General features: G+C 33.2%; 17 protein-coding genes. 8 read left to right on the forward strand and 9 right to left on the reverse strand.

Annotated elements, in window-relative coordinates:
* Position 1: 1 nt before the first annotated feature.
* The 3 genes from ACHRWY_RS14305 (at position 2) to ACHRWY_RS14315 (ending at position 3,698) form a co-directional block, all read left to right on the forward strand.
* Positions 2 to 1,039, forward strand: coding sequence for a YhcG family protein (locus ACHRWY_RS14305; RefSeq protein WP_395355518.1), 1,038 nt, complete (start codon positions 2 to 4; stop codon positions 1,037 to 1,039).
* Positions 1,040 to 2,869, forward strand: coding sequence for an ABC transporter ATP-binding protein (locus ACHRWY_RS14310; RefSeq protein ID WP_395355520.1), 1,830 nt, complete (start codon positions 1,040 to 1,042; stop codon positions 2,867 to 2,869).
* Positions 2,870 to 2,996: 127 nt separating this feature from the next.
* Positions 2,997 to 3,698, forward strand: a complete 702-nt coding sequence (locus ACHRWY_RS14315) for a DUF2971 domain-containing protein (protein ID WP_395355522.1) — start codon at positions 2,997 to 2,999, stop codon at positions 3,696 to 3,698.
* A gap of 140 nt (positions 3,699 to 3,838) precedes the next feature.
* Here the strand turns inward: ACHRWY_RS14315 and ACHRWY_RS14320 are convergent, their stop codons facing one another.
* The 4 genes from ACHRWY_RS14320 to ACHRWY_RS14335 are packed head-to-tail and all read right to left on the reverse strand — an operon-like array spanning position 3,839 to position 9,403.
* Positions 3,839 to 4,561, reverse strand: coding sequence for a hypothetical protein (locus ACHRWY_RS14320; protein ID WP_395355523.1), 723 nt, complete (start codon positions 4,559 to 4,561; stop codon positions 3,839 to 3,841).
* A 46-nt stretch (positions 4,562 to 4,607) separates the two neighbouring features.
* A complete protein-coding gene (locus ACHRWY_RS14325; protein ID WP_395355524.1) occupies positions 4,608 to 5,240 on the reverse strand; it encodes a hypothetical protein in 633 nt (210 codons plus the stop codon).
* Positions 5,237 to 7,696, reverse strand: coding sequence for a carboxypeptidase-like regulatory domain-containing protein (locus ACHRWY_RS14330; protein ID WP_395355525.1), 2,460 nt, complete (start codon positions 7,694 to 7,696; stop codon positions 5,237 to 5,239). Before ACHRWY_RS14330 ends, ACHRWY_RS14325 begins: the two co-directional genes overlap by 4 nt.
* A gap of 12 nt (positions 7,697 to 7,708) precedes the next feature.
* The gene (locus ACHRWY_RS14335; protein ID WP_395355527.1) at positions 7,709 to 9,403 is read right to left on the reverse strand and encodes a M23 family metallopeptidase; all 1,695 of its coding nucleotides are present in this window, start codon (positions 9,401 to 9,403) and stop codon (positions 7,709 to 7,711) included.
* Between the two features lie 180 nt (positions 9,404 to 9,583).
* Between ACHRWY_RS14335 and ACHRWY_RS14340 the strand changes: the two genes are divergently transcribed.
* The 3 genes from ACHRWY_RS14340 to rny all read left to right on the forward strand — a co-directional run bounded on the left by ACHRWY_RS14340 (position 9,584) and on the right by rny (position 11,945).
* On the forward strand, positions 9,584 to 9,874 hold the full coding sequence (locus ACHRWY_RS14340) for a hypothetical protein (protein WP_395355529.1): 291 nt from the start codon (positions 9,584 to 9,586) through the stop codon (positions 9,872 to 9,874).
* Between the two features lie 6 nt (positions 9,875 to 9,880).
* On the forward strand, positions 9,881 to 10,174 hold the full coding sequence (locus ACHRWY_RS14345; RefSeq protein ID WP_395355531.1) for a cell division protein ZapA: 294 nt from the start codon (positions 9,881 to 9,883) through the stop codon (positions 10,172 to 10,174).
* Between the two features lie 208 nt (positions 10,175 to 10,382).
* A complete protein-coding gene (rny, locus tag ACHRWY_RS14350; protein ID WP_395355533.1) occupies positions 10,383 to 11,945 on the forward strand; it encodes a ribonuclease Y in 1,563 nt (520 codons plus the stop codon).
* A 75-nt stretch (positions 11,946 to 12,020) separates the two neighbouring features.
* Here rny and ACHRWY_RS14355 read toward each other — a convergent pair whose 3' ends face one another.
* The 5 genes from ACHRWY_RS14355 to ACHRWY_RS14375 form a co-directional block, all read right to left on the reverse strand.
* Complete coding sequence (locus ACHRWY_RS14355) at positions 12,021 to 13,046, reverse strand: PAS domain-containing protein (protein WP_395355534.1); 1,026 nt, start codon at positions 13,044 to 13,046, stop codon at positions 12,021 to 12,023.
* A 42-nt stretch (positions 13,047 to 13,088) separates the two neighbouring features.
* On the reverse strand, positions 13,089 to 13,541 hold the full coding sequence (locus tag ACHRWY_RS14360) for a PAS domain-containing protein (protein WP_395355536.1): 453 nt from the start codon (positions 13,539 to 13,541) through the stop codon (positions 13,089 to 13,091).
* Positions 13,542 to 13,690: 149 nt separating this feature from the next.
* The gene (gene xerD / locus ACHRWY_RS14365; protein WP_395355751.1) at positions 13,691 to 14,587 is read right to left on the reverse strand and encodes a site-specific tyrosine recombinase XerD; all 897 of its coding nucleotides are present in this window, start codon (positions 14,585 to 14,587) and stop codon (positions 13,691 to 13,693) included.
* 78 nt (positions 14,588 to 14,665) lie between these two features.
* Complete coding sequence (locus ACHRWY_RS14370) at positions 14,666 to 15,244, reverse strand: porin family protein (RefSeq protein ID WP_395355537.1); 579 nt, start codon at positions 15,242 to 15,244, stop codon at positions 14,666 to 14,668.
* Positions 15,245 to 15,403: 159 nt separating this feature from the next.
* On the reverse strand, positions 15,404 to 15,955 hold the full coding sequence (locus ACHRWY_RS14375) for an outer membrane beta-barrel protein (RefSeq protein ID WP_395355539.1): 552 nt from the start codon (positions 15,953 to 15,955) through the stop codon (positions 15,404 to 15,406).
* 282 nt (positions 15,956 to 16,237) lie between these two features.
* On the opposite strand from ACHRWY_RS14375, the gene ACHRWY_RS14380 reads away from it, so the two are divergent.
* Positions 16,238 to 16,798 carry a porin family protein gene (locus ACHRWY_RS14380; protein WP_395355540.1) on the forward strand — a complete coding sequence of 187 codons (561 nt, stop codon included), beginning with the start codon at positions 16,238 to 16,240 and terminating at the stop codon, positions 16,796 to 16,798.
* 133 nt (positions 16,799 to 16,931) lie between these two features.
* Positions 16,932 to 17,345, forward strand: coding sequence for a type II 3-dehydroquinate dehydratase (gene aroQ / locus ACHRWY_RS14385; protein WP_395355541.1), 414 nt, complete (start codon positions 16,932 to 16,934; stop codon positions 17,343 to 17,345).
* The last annotated feature ends 127 nt before the right edge of the window (positions 17,346 to 17,472 follow it).

Raw genomic sequence — 17,472 nt, forward strand, 5'->3', positions numbered from 1 at the left:
AATGAGTGACAAACCTGAAACAAATGATCAGCCTGAACTATTAAATTCGATTATAGGATTAATAGATCAGACCCGTCATTTTGTTGCTAAAACAGTTAATCAGGAACTGACCTTATTATATTGGAAAATCGGAAAAACAATTAATGACGAAATTCTAAAAAATGACAGAGCCGATTACGGAAAGCAGCTTATTAAAAATTTAAGCGAAGAGCTTTCTATAAGATACGGAACCGGTTTTAACAAAAGAAACCTACACAGTTTTATAAAGTTAAACTCTATATTTCAAGACCTTACAATTGTGCACACAGTGTGTGCACAATTGAGCTGGTCTCACATTAGAACTTTAATTTACCTTGAAAACAATATAAAACGTGAGTTTTATATTCAGATGAGTATTCATGAAAGATGGAGTGTCAGAACTTTGCAAGAGCGTATTGAAAGTATGCTTTTTGAAAGAACTGCTATTAGCAAAAAACCTGAACAGACTATCGTTAATGATTTAACACTATTAAAAAACGAAAAACAAATTAGTCCTGATTTAACTTTTAGAGATCCTTATATTTTAGACTTTTTAGGATTACACGATAGCTATTCTGAGAAAGACTTAGAAAGTTCGATATTAGCCCAATTGCAAAATTTCATTACTGAAATGGGCAGCGAATTTGCTTTTCTTGCCCGCCAAAAAAGAATAACAATTGATGATGAGGATTTTTATATTGACCTTCTTTTTTATCATCGCGGTCTTCGTCGATTGGTTGCAATTGACTTAAAACTAGGAAAATTTAAAGCCGGCTACAAAGGCCAAATGGAACTTTATTTACGTTGGTTAGAGAAAAACGAACAAAAAGAAGGCGAAAACAAACCAATTGGATTAATTTTGTGCAGTGAAAAATCTCCCGAACAAATAAATTATTTAATGCTTGATAACGATGAACAAATCAAAGTTTCAGCTTACCTGACCCAATTACCAGAGAAAAAATTATTGCTAGAAAAGCTGGAAAGAGCCATTGCTATAGCAGAAAACAACATCTACAAATAAATGAGTACTTTCAAAAAAATAGTTCCTTTTATATATCCGTATAAAAAATACGCATTCTTAAACATATTTTTTAATGTTTTATACGCGCTTTTCAGCACACTTTCTTTTGTTGCCTTAATACCAATGCTTCAGGTATTATTTGACCAAACAAAGGCGAGAAAAATAAAACCGGTATATCAGGGGATTTTAAAACTCCAGAAATACGGAGAAGATTATTTGAGCTATTACATCACCACGACAAAAGGGAATCATGACCCAGGCTACATATTATCTATAATGGTAGCGATCATCATCTCGATCTTTTTATTAAAAAACTTAGCCGATTATTTAGCCATGTTTTTTATCACTTTTTTACGAAATGGTGTTTTAAAAGACATGCGAAATGCTATGTATAAAAAAACACTGGAACTTCCTTTAGCTTTCTATTCTGAGAAAAGAAAAGGAGATGTTATTTCTAGAATTTCCGCTGATGTGAATGAGGTTCAAAACTCCTTTCTAGCCATATTGGAACTTATTGTTAAAGAACCTTTAACGATAGTTTTTACCATAACAACAATGCTGATTATCAGCACCAAACTAACGCTATTTGTCTTTATTTTTATTCCAATTTCAGGTTACATTATTTCATTAATTGGAAAACAACTAAAAAAACAATCAACAAAAGCACAAGAAGAACAAGGCACATTTTTATCTACTATCGAAGAAACTATAGGTGGATTAAAAGTCGTAAAGGGATATAATTCTGAAAATTATTTCAATACTGTTTTTCAAAATTCAACGGAACGTTTTTTCAATTTATCTAATAAGATAGGTAATCGTCAGAACCTGGCTTCTCCTGCGAGTGAGTTTATGGGAATTACTGTTATTGCTATTCTATTGTGGTATGGAGGACAAATGGTTTTGATTGACAAGACTCTAAGCGGACCTTCATTTATCGCCTATATGGGATTGGCTTATAATATCCTAACGCCTGCAAAAGCAATATCTAAAGCTTCTTATGGAGTAAAAAGAGGAAATGCGGCTGCTGAACGTGTTCTTGAAATTTTAGAACAGGAAAACACGATTACCTCAAAAGTTGATGCAGTCGAAAAAACAACTTTTGATGACAATATTAACGTTCAAAATATTAACTTTAAATACGAAGACGAAACCGTTTTAAAAGACTTCTCTCTTCAAATTAAAAAAGGTCAGACCGTTGCACTTGTCGGACAATCCGGAAGTGGAAAAAGTACTATTGCAAACCTGCTGACTCGTTTTTATGATGTGAACGACGGAACAATTTTGATTGACGGAGTGAACATCAAGGACATGAACCTGCAATCACTCAGAAGCCTGATGGGATTAGTTACTCAGGATAGCATCTTGTTTAACGATACTATAAAAGCCAATATTTTATTAGGAAAACTCGATGCGACTGATGATGAAATTATTGAAGCTTTAAAAATTGCTAATGCTTTTGAATTCGTAAAAGAATTACCTTTAGGAATTTATACTAACATTGGAGATAGTGGAAACAAGCTTTCCGGTGGCCAAAAACAACGTTTATCGATTGCCCGTGCCGTATTGAAAAATCCTCCAATTATGATTTTGGATGAGGCGACATCAGCATTAGATACTGAAAGCGAAAAGTTTGTTCAGGTTGCGCTGGAGAATATGATGCAGAACAGAACCTCTATTGTCATTGCGCACCGTCTTTCAACCATCCAGAAAGCAGATGTAATTGTTGTAATGCAAAAAGGAAAAATCGTCGAAAAAGGAACTCATGAAGAACTGATTGCACATAATGGTACTTATAACAAATTGGTAACCATGCAGTCTTTTGAATCCTAAATAAAAGCATTTACTTTTAGCCACAGATTACACAGATTAACCCAGATTCTTTTTTTTACGAAATAAAATCATTTTAATCTGTGTAATTTGTGGCTTTTTTTTAGACTAATCTTTAAAACTTAAAAAAATGTATCTCAACAATCCAAACATAAAGCTTCCAGATGATCCGGATACAATTGTTTGGAAATACTTAGATTTATCTAAATTTCTGGATTTACTGCTTTCTAAAAAATTGTTTATGTCCCGTTCTGATAAATTTGAAGATCAGTACGAAGGCACTTTTAGCGAACCTACTTACGAAGAAATTAAAAAACTGGCGATTGATAATCCTGACTTTTTAAATTATTACAAAACGCATCGGGAACAAGTAGCCGTAAGCAGCTGGCATATTAACGAATACGAATCCTTTGCCATGTGGCAAATTTTTACACAAAACAGTGAAGGACTAGCCATTCAGTCCACTATTGGAAGACTGCAAAAAGCATTAAAACCCGAAAACAATTTTGATCAGTATATTGGCGAAGTCAATTATATCGATTACAAAAAAGAATACATTCCGTTTGACGATTTATTCTTCCCTTTCCTATTTAAACGCAAAAGTTTTCAATATGAACGTGAAGTACGAATTATTACCGACACTTCTAAAAGTGATCTGAAATTAAATGACGGTTTAAAAATCAATGTCGATCTTAAACAATTAATCGAAAAAATATACATTCACCCAAAATCAGAAAACTGGTATAAAAAACTGGTAATTGAATTGGTAGAGCGTTTGGATTTTGGATTTGAAATTGAAAAATCGGATCTGGAAAGTGATATTTTGATATAGATTCTTTGAAAGATGCTAAGTTTTTTTTTAATGCTATGATATAAGAAAGCCTGTTAAAAATTACATTTAATTTCTAACAGGCATTTTTATTTACAAGATTTTAAAAACTTAGAAACTTAGGGCCTCAGAACCTTAGAAACTTAGATAGGTTTATAACTTTTCACTTCCCATTTTTTAGAAGTCAAATCAATGTAATTATAGTGCAGGACATCGTTTTTATCGAATTGTCCGTTTTGGTTGGTATCTTCTATTGTTCTAAAATACAGGCGGCTTTTAGAATCGATCAAACTCCAGTCTACTAACTCCTGAAAATCTTCAGAAACCTTAGTAAAATGTTCTCCGCTAATATCACTTAAATACAAAGTCTTAATATCACTACTATCAATCTTTCCATCTTTATTCGTATCTGAATCTGCCAGAGTATAAACCATAATTTGATTTTTAGTTTTATCTGCAATGGTTTTCAAATATGTAGCCGTTAAAATCAAAGCCGGTTTATCTGTTAAAGGCCGAATAGAGTCTGAATCTACTTTTTGAAATTTCAGGTTTTGTAAATAACCTGTAATCTCATATTCCCCTAAATTAGAAATCGTAAAACTAACATCGTTCACACTCGAAGAGCCGTAACGTGCTTTTGTTCCTTTTTCAAAAACGCGTAAATCTCCAACCGGATGAATCAAATAGCCGGTTCCTTCCATCTGAATAGGCAAATCTGCCACTTCAATCTGCGTTGAATCTGTTTTTGCAACAACATTTGCTTTATTTGAAGCATCATAAATCACTTTTGGCTTCTGTGCTTCATCTTTACAACTCACTAATGTTCCGATGATTACTAAGGCTATATATTTTAAGGAATTTTTCATGTCTGCAAATTATATTAGAATATCAAATATAGCATTTTTGATTGTATTATCTATTTTTATTGAATTTTACTAGTGCGAAGATATTTAAAAACACAAGACCGGAATAAGCCAAAAGCAGAACCCAATTTTTTTTATATAGAGAAAGATTATATTCCAGTTGTCTTTTTCTTTCCTCTTCCAGAATAAAATCTTTATTGGCCTCCCAATAACCACATTTAAAAGAAACAATTTTTCCGGAATCATTTTTGAATTTAGGTTTTGGCATCATTAAAACCAGAAAATCATTATCATTTTGAATAAACACAGGCATGCCTTCAATTGCAAAAATCTCTAAAACCCTAACATAAACTTCGTATCGCATTTTAGTTCCCAAATGAACCTTAATAGCATTTACAGTATCATTCTCTCGCTTTATTTTTCTTAAAGCAAGCTGAAGTTCATTCAATTTTTGCCTCTCTAAATCCTCCGTACTATTTAGATTAAATACCTGATAATTTCTTTTGATTGCTAAAAATCCTTTTTTCTGAATAGCATCCGGAAAACTTATACCAAAACAACTTTCAACCTTAAAAGCATCAACTTTATAAAAATGATAAAAACAAAAGAAAGGAATTAAAATTAGTGAAATCATTCCCGGAACGTAAAAAATTTTCTTTCTTTTTTCACGTCTTTCTATCATAACCTCGCATTAATTTTTAAGTTAAAAACCCTGGAAGTCATATAATTTGGAATTGCATATTGATTTTTAGAATACACATCACGAACCCAGGTATTAGTTATTGCGTTTTGATTATTGAAAAGATTAAAAATCTCCACTCCCACAGACAATTCTTTAAAACTTCTCAGCCAGTTTGCCTTAGCTACCTTTGTACTACTGTCTACAAAAACTTTAGCAAAACCAACATCTGCCCTACGATAATCATTCAGTCTGCTTTGATATAAATAAGGATCAGAATATGCCGGAGCACCACCCGGTAAACCTGTGTTATAAACTAAATTCAAATATAATTTCACACTCGGTATACTAGGCATATAATCCTGAAACAACATTGCGAATTTTAACCGCTGATCAGTTGGCCTGGCGATATATCCTTTATCAGCATAATTTTCTTCTGTTTTTAGATATCCAAAACTAATCCAGGATTCTGTTCCGGGAACAAATTCTCCATTCAATCTAAAATCAAGGCCCTGAGCATAGGCTTTAGCATTGTTATTAGCGAGGTATCGGATTCTCACATTATCGATCGAATACACATTTACATCTGAAAGTGATTTATAATACAGTTCTGTCACCCATTTAAAAGGACGATCCCATATTTTAAAATTATAATCATTGCTTAACACCACATGTACCGCTTCCTGGGCTTTCACATTCGGGTTTACTACTCCGTCTAAATCACGAAGTTCGCGATAAAAAGGCGGTTGATGATAGAGTCCTCCCGAAAGCCTGAAAACCATATCCATATCCCAATCCGGTTTTATGGCAAATTGCGCACGCGGACTAACTACGATTTGATTTTTTCCTTCGACTGCAGCCCCGGAAACATTCCAACTTTGGAAACGGGCTCCTAAATGATACCAAATCTGACTAGACCCAATTTCTGATTTTTTATTAAATTGTGCATACCCCGAAAATCTGTTAATAGTGTTGTAATTTGTAGCACGAACATCCTGATAAGGTAAAAGTGGTCCTGTATACGGTTCGTAAGGCTGATTGTTTTTAGGCAAAGCAACTACTGGCGGATTGATAGAAAAACCGGCCGAATCAATCATCTCCCATTCTACAATCCGGTCACGAATTGATTCTCTTGTGTATTTTAAACCAAATTCCAGTTGACTATCATTTTTCCATTCTTTAAATCCTTTAATCTCAGCATTTGCAATTAAAGCATCTAAATCATTTCGGGCATGACTCAATTGCGACCCTATTCCGCGTGTAAAATCAACCTGGGTTGTTTCATCTTCACCAACACTTCCTAAACGATATTGCGCTAAAATATCAAAATGCTCCTGTTCTGTAGTATGAAATAATGAACCTATGAATTTCAAAGTCAGACTTGGCGATACTTTATAAGTTGTTTTTAGCGCACCAAAATAAGTATCGTACTGATCTCTTTCTTTCCCTTCATAATATACTGCAAGCGCCATTGGCTGATCTATTGTTCCAAATTTTGTTTCGCGCGTTAAAGGCTGGTATAAATATTTATTTTGAGAAATATTACCTAAAAAACTCACTTGCCATTTTTTAGAAATATCATAATTTATATTCGTCTGAATATCGGCAAAAGTTGGGGTGTAATTAGTTTGCGTATCCTGACTATTCACAAGTAAACTATTATTTCGGTAACGGACTCCCGTTACTGCTGACCATTTTTTATTTTTAGAAACCGCATCAACAGAAACACTTCCCCCAAGTAAACTCGCTTCCAGAGAAGCTCCAAACTGAGTTGGTTTTCTATAGGTAATATCTAAAACCGAAGATAATTTATCCCCAAATTTAGCCTGAAATCCACCTGCCGAAAAATCAACATTCTGAACCAGATCTGTATTGGTAAAACTTAATCCTTCTTGTTGGCCTGACCGAATTAAAAAAGGGCGATATACTTCAATTTCATTTACATAAACCAGGTTTTCATCATAATTCCCACCTCTTACCGCATATTGTGTACTCAGTTCATTGTTTGAATTTACGCCTGGCAAAGTTTTAAGAATATTTTCGATTCCGGCATTTGCTCCCGGGATTTTCTTAATCGTAGCCACATCAATGGTTGTAATTCCCTGAACACGTTTTTTATTTTTGGAAGAAACAAAGACTTCTCCCATTTGCTCTTCAGAATTACTCATTACAGGATTAAAAACAAAAACTTCATTAGGTTTTAAGCTAACGGTCAGGCTTATCATTTTTAACGAAATATGGGTAAAAATTAGGGATGTTTTTTTATTAGAGAGTATATCAATTTCAAAATAACCATTCGAATCTGATTGCGTATTATTTTTAGCTGAACTAATATTTACATTACTAACCGGACGATTTTCATTATCCAAAATAACACCTTTAACATGAGCATTTTGAGCAAATGAAACACAAGCAATCCATAAAAAAAGAAAAACGAATATTAATTTATTCTGATTCAAACGTTTGGGGTTTTATTTTTGTTGGCTTCTAAAAAAATGAGTTTCAAAGATAGTAGAATTTCCTACATTATCAATTACTTCTACTTTTAAATCATTTGCCCCTTCGGCCAACAAGCTGTCATCAAATGTATGTGTGATTTTTTTAGTTTTATTTTCATATTCAAACAAAATCCAGTTCCCGTTTAAATAACCATTGTACGATTTAATTCCCGACGAAGCATCACTTATTATAAACTCTACTTTTTTCTGGTCACTAATCCATTTTCCTTCCACCGGCTTCGTAATTTTTATAACCGGTGCGACAGTATCTAAAACAATCCCAAATTGCCCCAATGTTTTTGATTTAGCCGTAAAAACATCACCTTTTCTGATTGTACCGTTATAACTGCTGCTGTTTCCGCTAATTCGTCCAATAAAAAGCTTATCTCTTAACGTTTCCGGATAAGAATCATCTTTAATTGTAATCGTAAAATTAGAATGAACCGGAACAGTATCGTCATGAATGTAAATTCGGTTGTTCTTTACATCAAAATTTAAATTAAAATCATCGTAGAAAGTTCCTGCAGGAAAAAAGACAGACATATTATCTTTTTCAAAATTAGTATCTTTATTAACTTTAATTAAATATTTTGACATCACCGGTTCTGCAGCCACAATGGGAGTTGCAGCATCATATTCGACTGGAACCGTTATAGCACTTAAATTTCCGAAATAATCCGAAACTTCAATCCTGTACGTAGAAGCTAAATTTGGTTCGACCGGAATAATACCGCGAAGTGAATCGGTTTTAATGATACTTAAAGCATAAGGTGTTTTCATGAAAAGCTTTTGAACGCGCTGACCTGATTTTTTATATTTCCCATAGTCAATTAAAGCATTTACAAAACGCATTTCATCAAATGAATAGGTATTAAACTGATAATTATAATTTTCATTTCCGTTTAAAAAAGTCGAAACATTAAAAACGCCATTTTTGTTGAACGAAACATCATCATAATCAACTGCTGAGATTCCAAAACCAAATTTTCCATTTGCTTTTACTTTGCTGGCCAGATAAGTTCCGTCTTTTTGCAAAGCAACATTTAGCAACAAAGGTTGTCTCGACTGGTTTACTGTAGAATTACCCAATGGATAAACATAAACACTGGAAATAGTAGGCTTTTTGGTGTCTTTTATATTTTTATCAAATCCAAAAAAGATCGGATTAATAACAAACTCCGTCTTTGTATCACGAATTTCAAAATGCAAATGCGGCCCCTCAGAAGAACCAGTATTTCCTGACAATGCAATTAACTGACCTTTAGTAACAGGCAATTCATTGGGTTTTGGGAACATTTCAATTTCATACGCCTTTTCTTTGTAATGATTTTTCTTAACATATTCCTGAATTTCTCCAACAGTAGTTTGCAGGTGCCCGTAAACTGAAGTGTATCCATTTGCATGTGTAATGTAAATACATTTTCCGTTTCCAAAAGTTGAAATTTTGATCCTCGAAACGTATCCGTCTGCAATGGCATAAACATTTAATCCTTCCCGCTGATTCGTTTTTAAATCGAAGCCCGCATGAAAATGATTTGGCCGTAACTCCCCAAAATTGCCCGAAAGTTGCATCGGAATATCCAGCGGCGGACGAAAATCATTTTTAGGATATTGCGTTTGAGCAAAAGCAAAATGACAAAAAAACAAGGTAAGTAATGAAAATCTCATAAGCAACATTTTTGCTAAGATAAAAAATTAAGGAGCCAAAACCGAGCAAAAAGCCACAAAAATACAATTGATTGAATTTCATTTATTTGTCTATTTTTAATGCAAAAAAATCGATAAAAAATTGCATTAATAAAAAGGAATACTAACTTTGTATGATTAAGTAATGAAAAGGATTTATTAATGAGTGTAATTGCCGAAATAATTGATACTCTTGAATATAAAGTCGAAAAGCTTTTTGAGAAATCAAAAGGCTTAGAGAAAAACAATCAGGTTTTACGATTAGAACTAGCCAAAGCTGTGCAAATTATCCAGAAACAATCTGAAGAAATGGAGGCTTTGAAGAAGCAATATGAAACACTTAAAATAGCCAATTCGTTGCTGGGCAGCGATAATAACAAGAGAGAGACAAAGCTTAAAATAAATTCATTAATTCGCGAAATTGACTACTGTATAGCACAACTATCAGATTAGAAAGACATGGACGGAAAGCTAAGAATTAAAATATCAATTGCAGACAGAGTTTATCCGTTAACGGTAGACCCCACTCAGGAAGAAGGACTTAGAAGTGCTTCAAAAAAAATTGATGCTATGATCAAGCAATTCGAAGAAAGTTATGCAGTTCGTGACAAACAAGATGTTCTGGCGATGTGTGCTTTGCAATTTGCATCACAAGTAGAACAAAAACAAATTGATAACGCAATCGATGGCGAAGAAACTATCGAAAGAATTAAAAGATTAAATTCGCTATTGGATCAATATCTCGAAAATTAAACGTTCTTTACAGAAACTAAGATACTGCCTACATTAGTTCACAATTGGTAAACTCAACACTAACAATTTAGAATGAGCAAATCGTCGCTACTATAGTATGCCATGCTTCGGCTTGGAAACTTGAACAGTGAGTTAGCTCAAAACTTGTCTTTACGAGTTTATTCAAGCAATTAATGTAGGCTTTTTTTATATATAAATTTTAACAAACATGGACATAATAACGATCATTATTTCAGGTATTGTAGGGATTGCAGCAGGTTTTGCAATCGCTAAAATTATCGAAAAAAGCAATATTTCTAATTTAATCAAAAACGCAAAAAAAGAAGCCTCCTCCATTTTAAAAGATGCTAATTTAGAAGCAGAAAACATTAAAAAAGATAAAATTCTTCAGGCAAAAGAAAAATTTATCGAATTAAAATCAGAGCACGAACAAGTTATTTTAGCTAGAGACAAAAAAGTAGCTGAAGTAGAAAAAAGAGTACGCGATAAAGAATCTCAGGTTTCAAATGAATTATCAAAAGCTAAAAAAGTAAATGATGATTTTGAAGCTAAGACCAATGAATACAATAACAAAATTGAGGTTTTAGATAAAAAACAAGCTGAAGTTGACAAATTACACAAAAGTCAATTACAACAACTTGAAGTAATCTCAGGACTTTCTGCAGAAGAAGCAAAAGAACAATTAGTTGAAGGTTTAAAAGCTGAAGCTAAAAGTAAAGCAATGTCTCATATTCAGGATACCATTGAAGAGGCAAAACTTACAGCACAACAGGAAGCAAAGAAAATCATTATCAATACCATCCAGAGAGTGGGAACTGAGGAAGCAGTAGAAAATTGCGTATCCGTTTTCAATATTGAATCTGATGATGTAAAAGGTAGAATTATTGGCCGTGAAGGTCGTAACATTAGAGCACTTGAAGCTGCAACCGGAGTAGAAATCATTGTTGATGACACACCGGAAGCTATTATACTTTCTTGTTTTGATCCGGTTCGTAGAGAAATTGCCCGTTTGTCATTACACAAATTAGTAACAGACGGACGTATTCACCCTGCCAGAATTGAAGAAGTTGTTGCTAAAACAGCCAAACAAATCGACGACGAAATTATCGAAGTTGGTAAACGTACCGTGATCGACTTAGGAATTCACGGCTTACACCCTGAATTAATTAAAGTTGTGGGTAGAATGAAATACCGTTCTTCTTACGGACAAAACTTATTGCAACACTCCAGAGAAGTTTCTAAACTTTGTGGTATCATGGCAGCTGAATTAGGCTTAAATGTTAAATTGGCCAAAAGAGCAGGTTTACTTCACGATATTGGTAAAGTACCAGATACCGAAAGTGACTTACCTCACGCATTGCTAGGTATGCAATGGGCTGAGAAATATGGCGAAAAAGAAGAAGTTTGCAACGCTATTGGAGCTCACCACGACGAGATCGAAATGAAATCATTATTATCTCCAATCGTTCAGGTTTGTGATGCTATTTCAGGTGCAAGACCAGGCGCAAGACGTCAGGTATTGGATTCATACATTCAGCGTCTAAAAGATCTTGAAGAAGTGGCTTACGGATTTAGTGGTGTAAAAAATGCTTATGCGATTCAGGCTGGTAGAGAACTACGTGTTATCGTAGAAAGCGAAAAGGTTTCTGATGATAATGCTGCGAACCTGTCTTTTGAGATTTCGCAAAAAATCCAAACCGAAATGACATATCCGGGTCAGGTAAAAGTTACTGTAATCAGAGAAACAAGAGCAGTTAATATTGCTAAATAATCTCTTTTTGATAAAAACAAGAAAGGCTATCTGAACAGATAGCCTTTCTTGTTTTATATTATTTTAAAAAAGTGTTTAAACATCGTTAAAAACGATCTTAAAACTTGTACCTACTCCAACTTCACTTTCTACCGAAATACTCCCTTTCATCGCCTCAATTTGATTTCTGGTAATATACAAACCAATCCCTCGTGCTTCCTGATGCTTATGAAATGTTTTATACATTCCAAACAATAAGTCCCCATAAACATTAAGATCGATTCCTAAACCATTATCTGTAATTTTTAATGACTTATAGCCTTCAGGCTCAATTGCAAAATCAAAGATAATAACCGGATCACGGTCGGGATGTGCATACTTTATCGCATTGGTCGCAAAATTCAGCAACACACTTTCCATATAAGCCGGATTAAAATTAACTTTTAAATACTTAGGAACGTTATTTATAATCGTGACATTAGTTTGCTTTTTATATCCTTTAATGGTCGTAATCGTTTTATCAATATACTCACACACACTTAAAGGAATCACCGCAATATTAATATTGCTTTGCGTTTTAACAATCTGTGTTAAATTTGAAATCGTATCATTTAAATCATTCGAAACCGTTCGCAAATGTTCTAACATCTCATTTACTGTTTGCTTCTCAACATCGGCATCTATAAAATCCAAAATTGATTTTATATTTCCTGCCTGTGTATTTAAATTATGAGAAACAATATGTGAAAAATTCACCAACCGGCTATTTTGATCACTATATAATTTCATTGTTTTTAAAAGCTCAAGCTCTTTTTCCTTTTGCAACGAAACATCCGTATGTGTACCAATAACACGTAATGGCTTGCCATTTTCGTCTCTTTTAATAACTTTTCCACGATCTAAAATCCATTTATAATTACCACTGGAAGTCATTACCCGATGGTAATTTTCATAATACGGTATTTTATTATCAAAATGCTCCTGTATATCCGAATAGTATTTTGGAAGATCGTCAGGATGCACTATTTTATCCCAACGCTCCGGATCGTCAAAAATATCTGCTGATTCTAATTCTAAAATTTTTAATGAAAGAGAAGAATAAAAAACATTATTGGTGACCATATCCCAATCCCAAATTCCGGCAGTAGAAGCCTCAAGAGCAAACTAAAATCGCTCTTCTGAAATACGTAATCTCTCTTCTTTATCTTTTAATTCGGTAATATCAGAAACATGACCATAAAAGCTAACGCAACCATCTGCCGATAATTCTGTTTTAGAAGAAACCTTAAACCAACGAAGTCCTTTTACAGGTAAAACCGCTCTAAATTCAATTTCCCAGGGCTCAATCTCTTTACGGGCCTTCACCAAAGACTGAAAAAAGAAATCCCGATCCTGCGGAAAAATTCTATCATAAATAATTAACTTGGGATCATTAGAAAACATTTCGGCTGTAAGTTCAAAAATTTCATCTGCTGACTTACTGACCAGAGGAAAAGAATAATTATTATCGCAATCGATAACAAACTGAAATAGTAAATCCGGCATTTCGGCAAACAATTTTTTATAAAAGTTATTTACCTCTAAGCAATCTCCATTTCCATATAAATCAAAAACCATATATCACTTATTTATGTAGACTGAATTATAACAACAATTGATTCCAAAAAGAATAAAGACCTCAAATTCAAAACCTTATTCCTTATTACTACAAAATATTATACAATATATTAATTTTTTGATTTAAAAATAACTTCTCACTCAAAAAATTATCTTCTTGGATGAAAGGAATGCATGACTTCCTTTAAAAAACTACGATCCAGATGTACATAAATCTCAGTGGTTGTTATTGATTCATGGCCTAACATTAACTGAATCGATCTTAAATCAGCACCATTTTCAAGCAAATGAGTAGCAAAGGAATGACGCAAAGTATGTGGGCTAATATTCTTACTTAAATTGATTTTTACAGCCAAATCTTTAATAATGGTAAATATCATCGCCCGCGTAAGCTGATTCCCTCTGCGGTTTAAAAACAAAGTATCTTCATGCCCTTTTTTAATATTTAAATTCACCCGAACTTCCTTTTGGTAAATCTGCATGTATTTTTGAGTTAGTTTTCCAATCGGAACAAAACGCTCTTTATTTCCTTTTCCTGTAATTTTTATAAAGCCTTCCTCAAAGAACAAATCTGATATTTTAAGAGTAACCAATTCTGAAACCCGCAATCCGCAACCGTATAAAGTTTCTAACATGGCGCGATTACGCTCTCCTTCATTTGAACTCAAATCTATTGCAGCAATAAGTGAATCAATTTCAGAAACAGACAAAGTATCGGGCAACTTCCTGCCTGTTTTTGGCGTTTCTATTAATTCCAGTGGATTATCAAGTCGGTAATCTTCAAAAACCAGATAATTAAAAAAGCTTTTTAAACCAGATATGATGCGGGCCTGCGAACGAGGATTTACTTCTTTAGAAACGGCATATATAAATTGCTGTACGGTTTCATCTGTAATTTTCAAAGGCGAAACTTCAATTTGACTGGTTTCTAAAAAAAGGCACAATCGCTCAATATCAAAACTATAATTTTCAATAGTATTTTTAGACAAACCTCTTTCGATTCGCAAATACGATTGATAATCTTTTATATATCGGTTCCAGTTCATATTTACAAAGTAAAACATTTTTGAGCATAAAAAAACCTTCCGTATTAAGGAAGGTTTTAAAATATTTTGTTGGAAATATTAGAATTTATAAGCTAAAGTCAGCGCTAAAACACTATTTTTTGGACTATCGTAATATTGATCAAAATCATCAATTTCATAATCGCCAATGTTGGCCAAACCTACAGTATAACGAAGCCCTACAGCAACATTTTCTGTAAAGTTATATCCAACACCAAAATTGAAACCTGTATCGATAGATTTATACGCATCTTTAGCATCATTCCCATCACGCTTAGCAGATACTAAAAATCCTATTTGTGGACCAGCTTCAACAGTAAATTGTTTTGTAATATAAAATTTAGCTAAAACCGGTACATTTATATAATTCAATTTACTATCAAAATCACCATCCACACCACCATCAAATTTAGCACCCTGAGTAGAGAACAAAACCTCCGGCTGAATAGCTAATCTTTCTATAATTTTAATTTCTGCAAAACCTCCAACCTGAAAACCTACCAAAGATTTAGCATCATAATAATTTCCTCCGGCAAAAGAAGTAAGATTAAGACCTCCTTTTACTCCAAATCTTGTCTCCTGAGCATTTGTAAATCCAAATGCCATTACTGCAATAGCAGCTAAAATAATTCTTTTCATATTAAATGTATTGGTTAAATTTAATAGTCAAATATAAAAATTTACTTCACAAAAATCAATTTTTATTTTAACAAATAAAATAGTAATAAGAATGTGTATTCCTCAATAAAAAGCCCTCCTCACCAGGAGGAAGACCTTTTACAACTAACTAAAAAAAGTTTAGAATTTGTAAACTACTCCAAAGTTCACAGATCTTAAATCAGAACCAAAGCCAAAAGAATTGGTTTTATCGGCCCCGTCACCTCCGTTATCATTTACACTATATCCTAAACCGGCCCATGTAGCTTCGATAGCAAAATGATTAGACAAAAAATAGCTAAGTCCCAGACCTACATTTACGCCAAATTCATTAGATTTAGTATCAGTTACTTTATCTTTTATGCTTGTATAATCAAGACCTGCCTGACCAAATACCGAAAACTGAGAAACCGGAGTAAAATAATATCTACCAAAAGCACCCGCTGTAAAAGCATCAGATACGTCTTTTACAGTTCCGTAACCTAACTTAGCACCAATAGCAATGTTTTCAGTTACAAAATACCCTGCTTTTGGCTCGATTTCAAAGCTACTTGTTTTAACATCGCCAGTTTTTACAGAACCTACCGTTAAGGCTCCTGAAATAAAAACATCTCCTTTACTAAATCCTCCTGTTTGTGCATTTGCAAACGTAAAACCGAACACCGCAATAGCAGTTAAAATAATTTTTCTCATGATTTATTTTTATAATTACATAAACCAAAAGTAAAACTTAACCTACAAATAAAACTCCACAAGACGTTTATAAAGTATTAAAATAGGACAGAATTTAATTAAAAACAATCAACTGAAATTCAACAAACTAAAATTTAAAACAATAAAAAAAAGGTAAAATAATCTAAAACAAATGCAAATTTTATTAATTATTTAATCCAATATATAAAGCAATAAAATCAAAAAAATGTAGTTTTGACTAATAGATAACGTTAAAAAATACCAAATTTTAAAAACACTTTTATGAAAAAAATAATTTTAGCAGCTGTTTTGTTCATTGCAACTTCAGCTACGATTCAGGCACAATTAGTGCAATTTGGAGTTAAAGCAGGGGTTAACTTTGCTAGCCAAACCGGAGATGCTGGTCTTAACGGAGTTGCATTTGATAAAGACGGAATTACAAGCTACCACGTTGGTGTACTTGCTGAAATAAAATTACTTGAAAAATTCTCTATTCAACCTGAGCTTTTATACTCAACACAAGGTGCAACTTATAAAAATGCAGTAGATGAGTTTAAAAATAAATTAGGATACTTGTCTATTCCTGTAATGGCTAAGTTTTATTTAAATAATACATTTAGTGTAGAAGTTGGTCCTCAAGCCTCATTTTTATTAAGCGAGAAAAATGATTTCGATGTTAAAGATGCTGAAACTTTTGAATTTGGTCTTAATGCCGGATTAGGAGTAAAACTTACGAAAAGCATTTTTCTTCAGGGTCGTTATGGTTTAGGATTAACAGAAGCATCTAAGAACGCAGATGTTAAGAATTCAACTTTCCAAATCTCTGCCGGATTCTTGTTCTAAAAATAATATCACATACTTTTACAAAAACCGTTCTATTAATTAGAACGGTTTTTTTATTTTTACATGCTTGTGAAATGTTTTTGGCAAAATATAAAACAGACCCCGTTACAATTAAATAAATCAAAATTATTATATGAAAATCTGCATTATCAACGGACCCAATTTGAATCTTTTAGGAAAAAGAGAACCGGAAGTTTACGGAAGCCAAACTTTTGAAGATTATTTTGAAACGTTGCAGGCAAAATTTTCAAATATCGAACTTTCCTATTACCAAAGTAATATTGAAGGCGAACTGATTGGCAAAATCCAGGAATGTGGTTTTACATTTGACGGAATTATTCTAAATGCAGGAGCTTATACACATACCTCTATAGGCTTGGGTGATGCCATGAAAGCCGTAACTACTCCGGTTATCGAAGTACACATTTCAAATACTTATGCTCGCGAAAGTTTCAGGCATCAATCGTATTTATCCGGAAATGCCAAAGGAGTAATCCTGGGCTTTGGACTCAAAAGCTACGAATTAGCCATTCAGTCTTTCCTGTAAAACAGGATAATCCTGAACTGAAGCAGAAGATTTTCAACACAATAAAACCAACAACTCTGTTCAGCATGACATACAATTTAACAAATTTTTAATAGGCTCGTTTTTAACTTATTCTATTTTTGTGAGA

This window comes from Flavobacterium sp. FlaQc-48 (assembly GCF_044007335.1).
Lineage (GTDB): Bacteria > Bacteroidota > Bacteroidia > Flavobacteriales > Flavobacteriaceae > Flavobacterium.

Excerpts from the sequence above, each read along its gene's own strand:
- rny (WP_395355533.1), top strand. The coding sequence starts at position 10,383 with ATGGACATAATAACGATCATTATTTCAGGTATTGTAGGGATTGCAGCA.
- ACHRWY_RS14325 (WP_395355524.1), bottom strand. The coding sequence starts at position 5,240 with ATGATAGAAAGACGTGAAAAAAGAAAGAAAATTTTTTACGTTCCGGGA.
- ACHRWY_RS14320 (WP_395355523.1), bottom strand. The coding sequence starts at position 4,561 with ATGAAAAATTCCTTAAAATATATAGCCTTAGTAATCATCGGAACATTA.
- ACHRWY_RS14340 (WP_395355529.1), top strand. The coding sequence starts at position 9,584 with ATGAGTGTAATTGCCGAAATAATTGATACTCTTGAATATAAAGTCGAA.
- ACHRWY_RS14375 (WP_395355539.1), bottom strand. The coding sequence starts at position 15,955 with ATGAGAAAAATTATTTTAACTGCTATTGCGGTGTTCGGTTTTACGTTT.
- ACHRWY_RS14315 (WP_395355522.1), top strand. The coding sequence starts at position 2,997 with ATGTATCTCAACAATCCAAACATAAAGCTTCCAGATGATCCGGATACA.
- ACHRWY_RS14310 (WP_395355520.1), top strand. The coding sequence starts at position 1,040 with ATGAGTACTTTCAAAAAAATAGTTCCTTTTATATATCCGTATAAAAAA.
- ACHRWY_RS14360 (WP_395355536.1), bottom strand. The coding sequence starts at position 13,541 with ATGGTTTTTGATTTATATGGAAATGGAGATTGCTTAGAGGTAAATAAC.
- ACHRWY_RS14335 (WP_395355527.1), bottom strand. The coding sequence starts at position 9,403 with ATGAGATTTTCATTACTTACCTTGTTTTTTTGTCATTTTGCTTTTGCT.
- ACHRWY_RS14305 (WP_395355518.1), top strand. The coding sequence starts at position 2 with ATGAGTGACAAACCTGAAACAAATGATCAGCCTGAACTATTAAATTCG.
- ACHRWY_RS14370 (WP_395355537.1), bottom strand. The coding sequence starts at position 15,244 with ATGAAAAGAATTATTTTAGCTGCTATTGCAGTAATGGCATTTGGATTT.
- ACHRWY_RS14355 (WP_395355534.1), bottom strand. The coding sequence starts at position 13,046 with ATGGTCACCAATAATGTTTTTTATTCTTCTCTTTCATTAAAAATTTTA.
- ACHRWY_RS14345 (WP_395355531.1), top strand. The coding sequence starts at position 9,881 with ATGGACGGAAAGCTAAGAATTAAAATATCAATTGCAGACAGAGTTTAT.
- aroQ (WP_395355541.1), top strand. The coding sequence starts at position 16,932 with ATGAAAATCTGCATTATCAACGGACCCAATTTGAATCTTTTAGGAAAA.
- xerD (WP_395355751.1), bottom strand. The coding sequence starts at position 14,587 with ATGAACTGGAACCGATATATAAAAGATTATCAATCGTATTTGCGAATC.
- ACHRWY_RS14380 (WP_395355540.1), top strand. The coding sequence starts at position 16,238 with ATGAAAAAAATAATTTTAGCAGCTGTTTTGTTCATTGCAACTTCAGCT.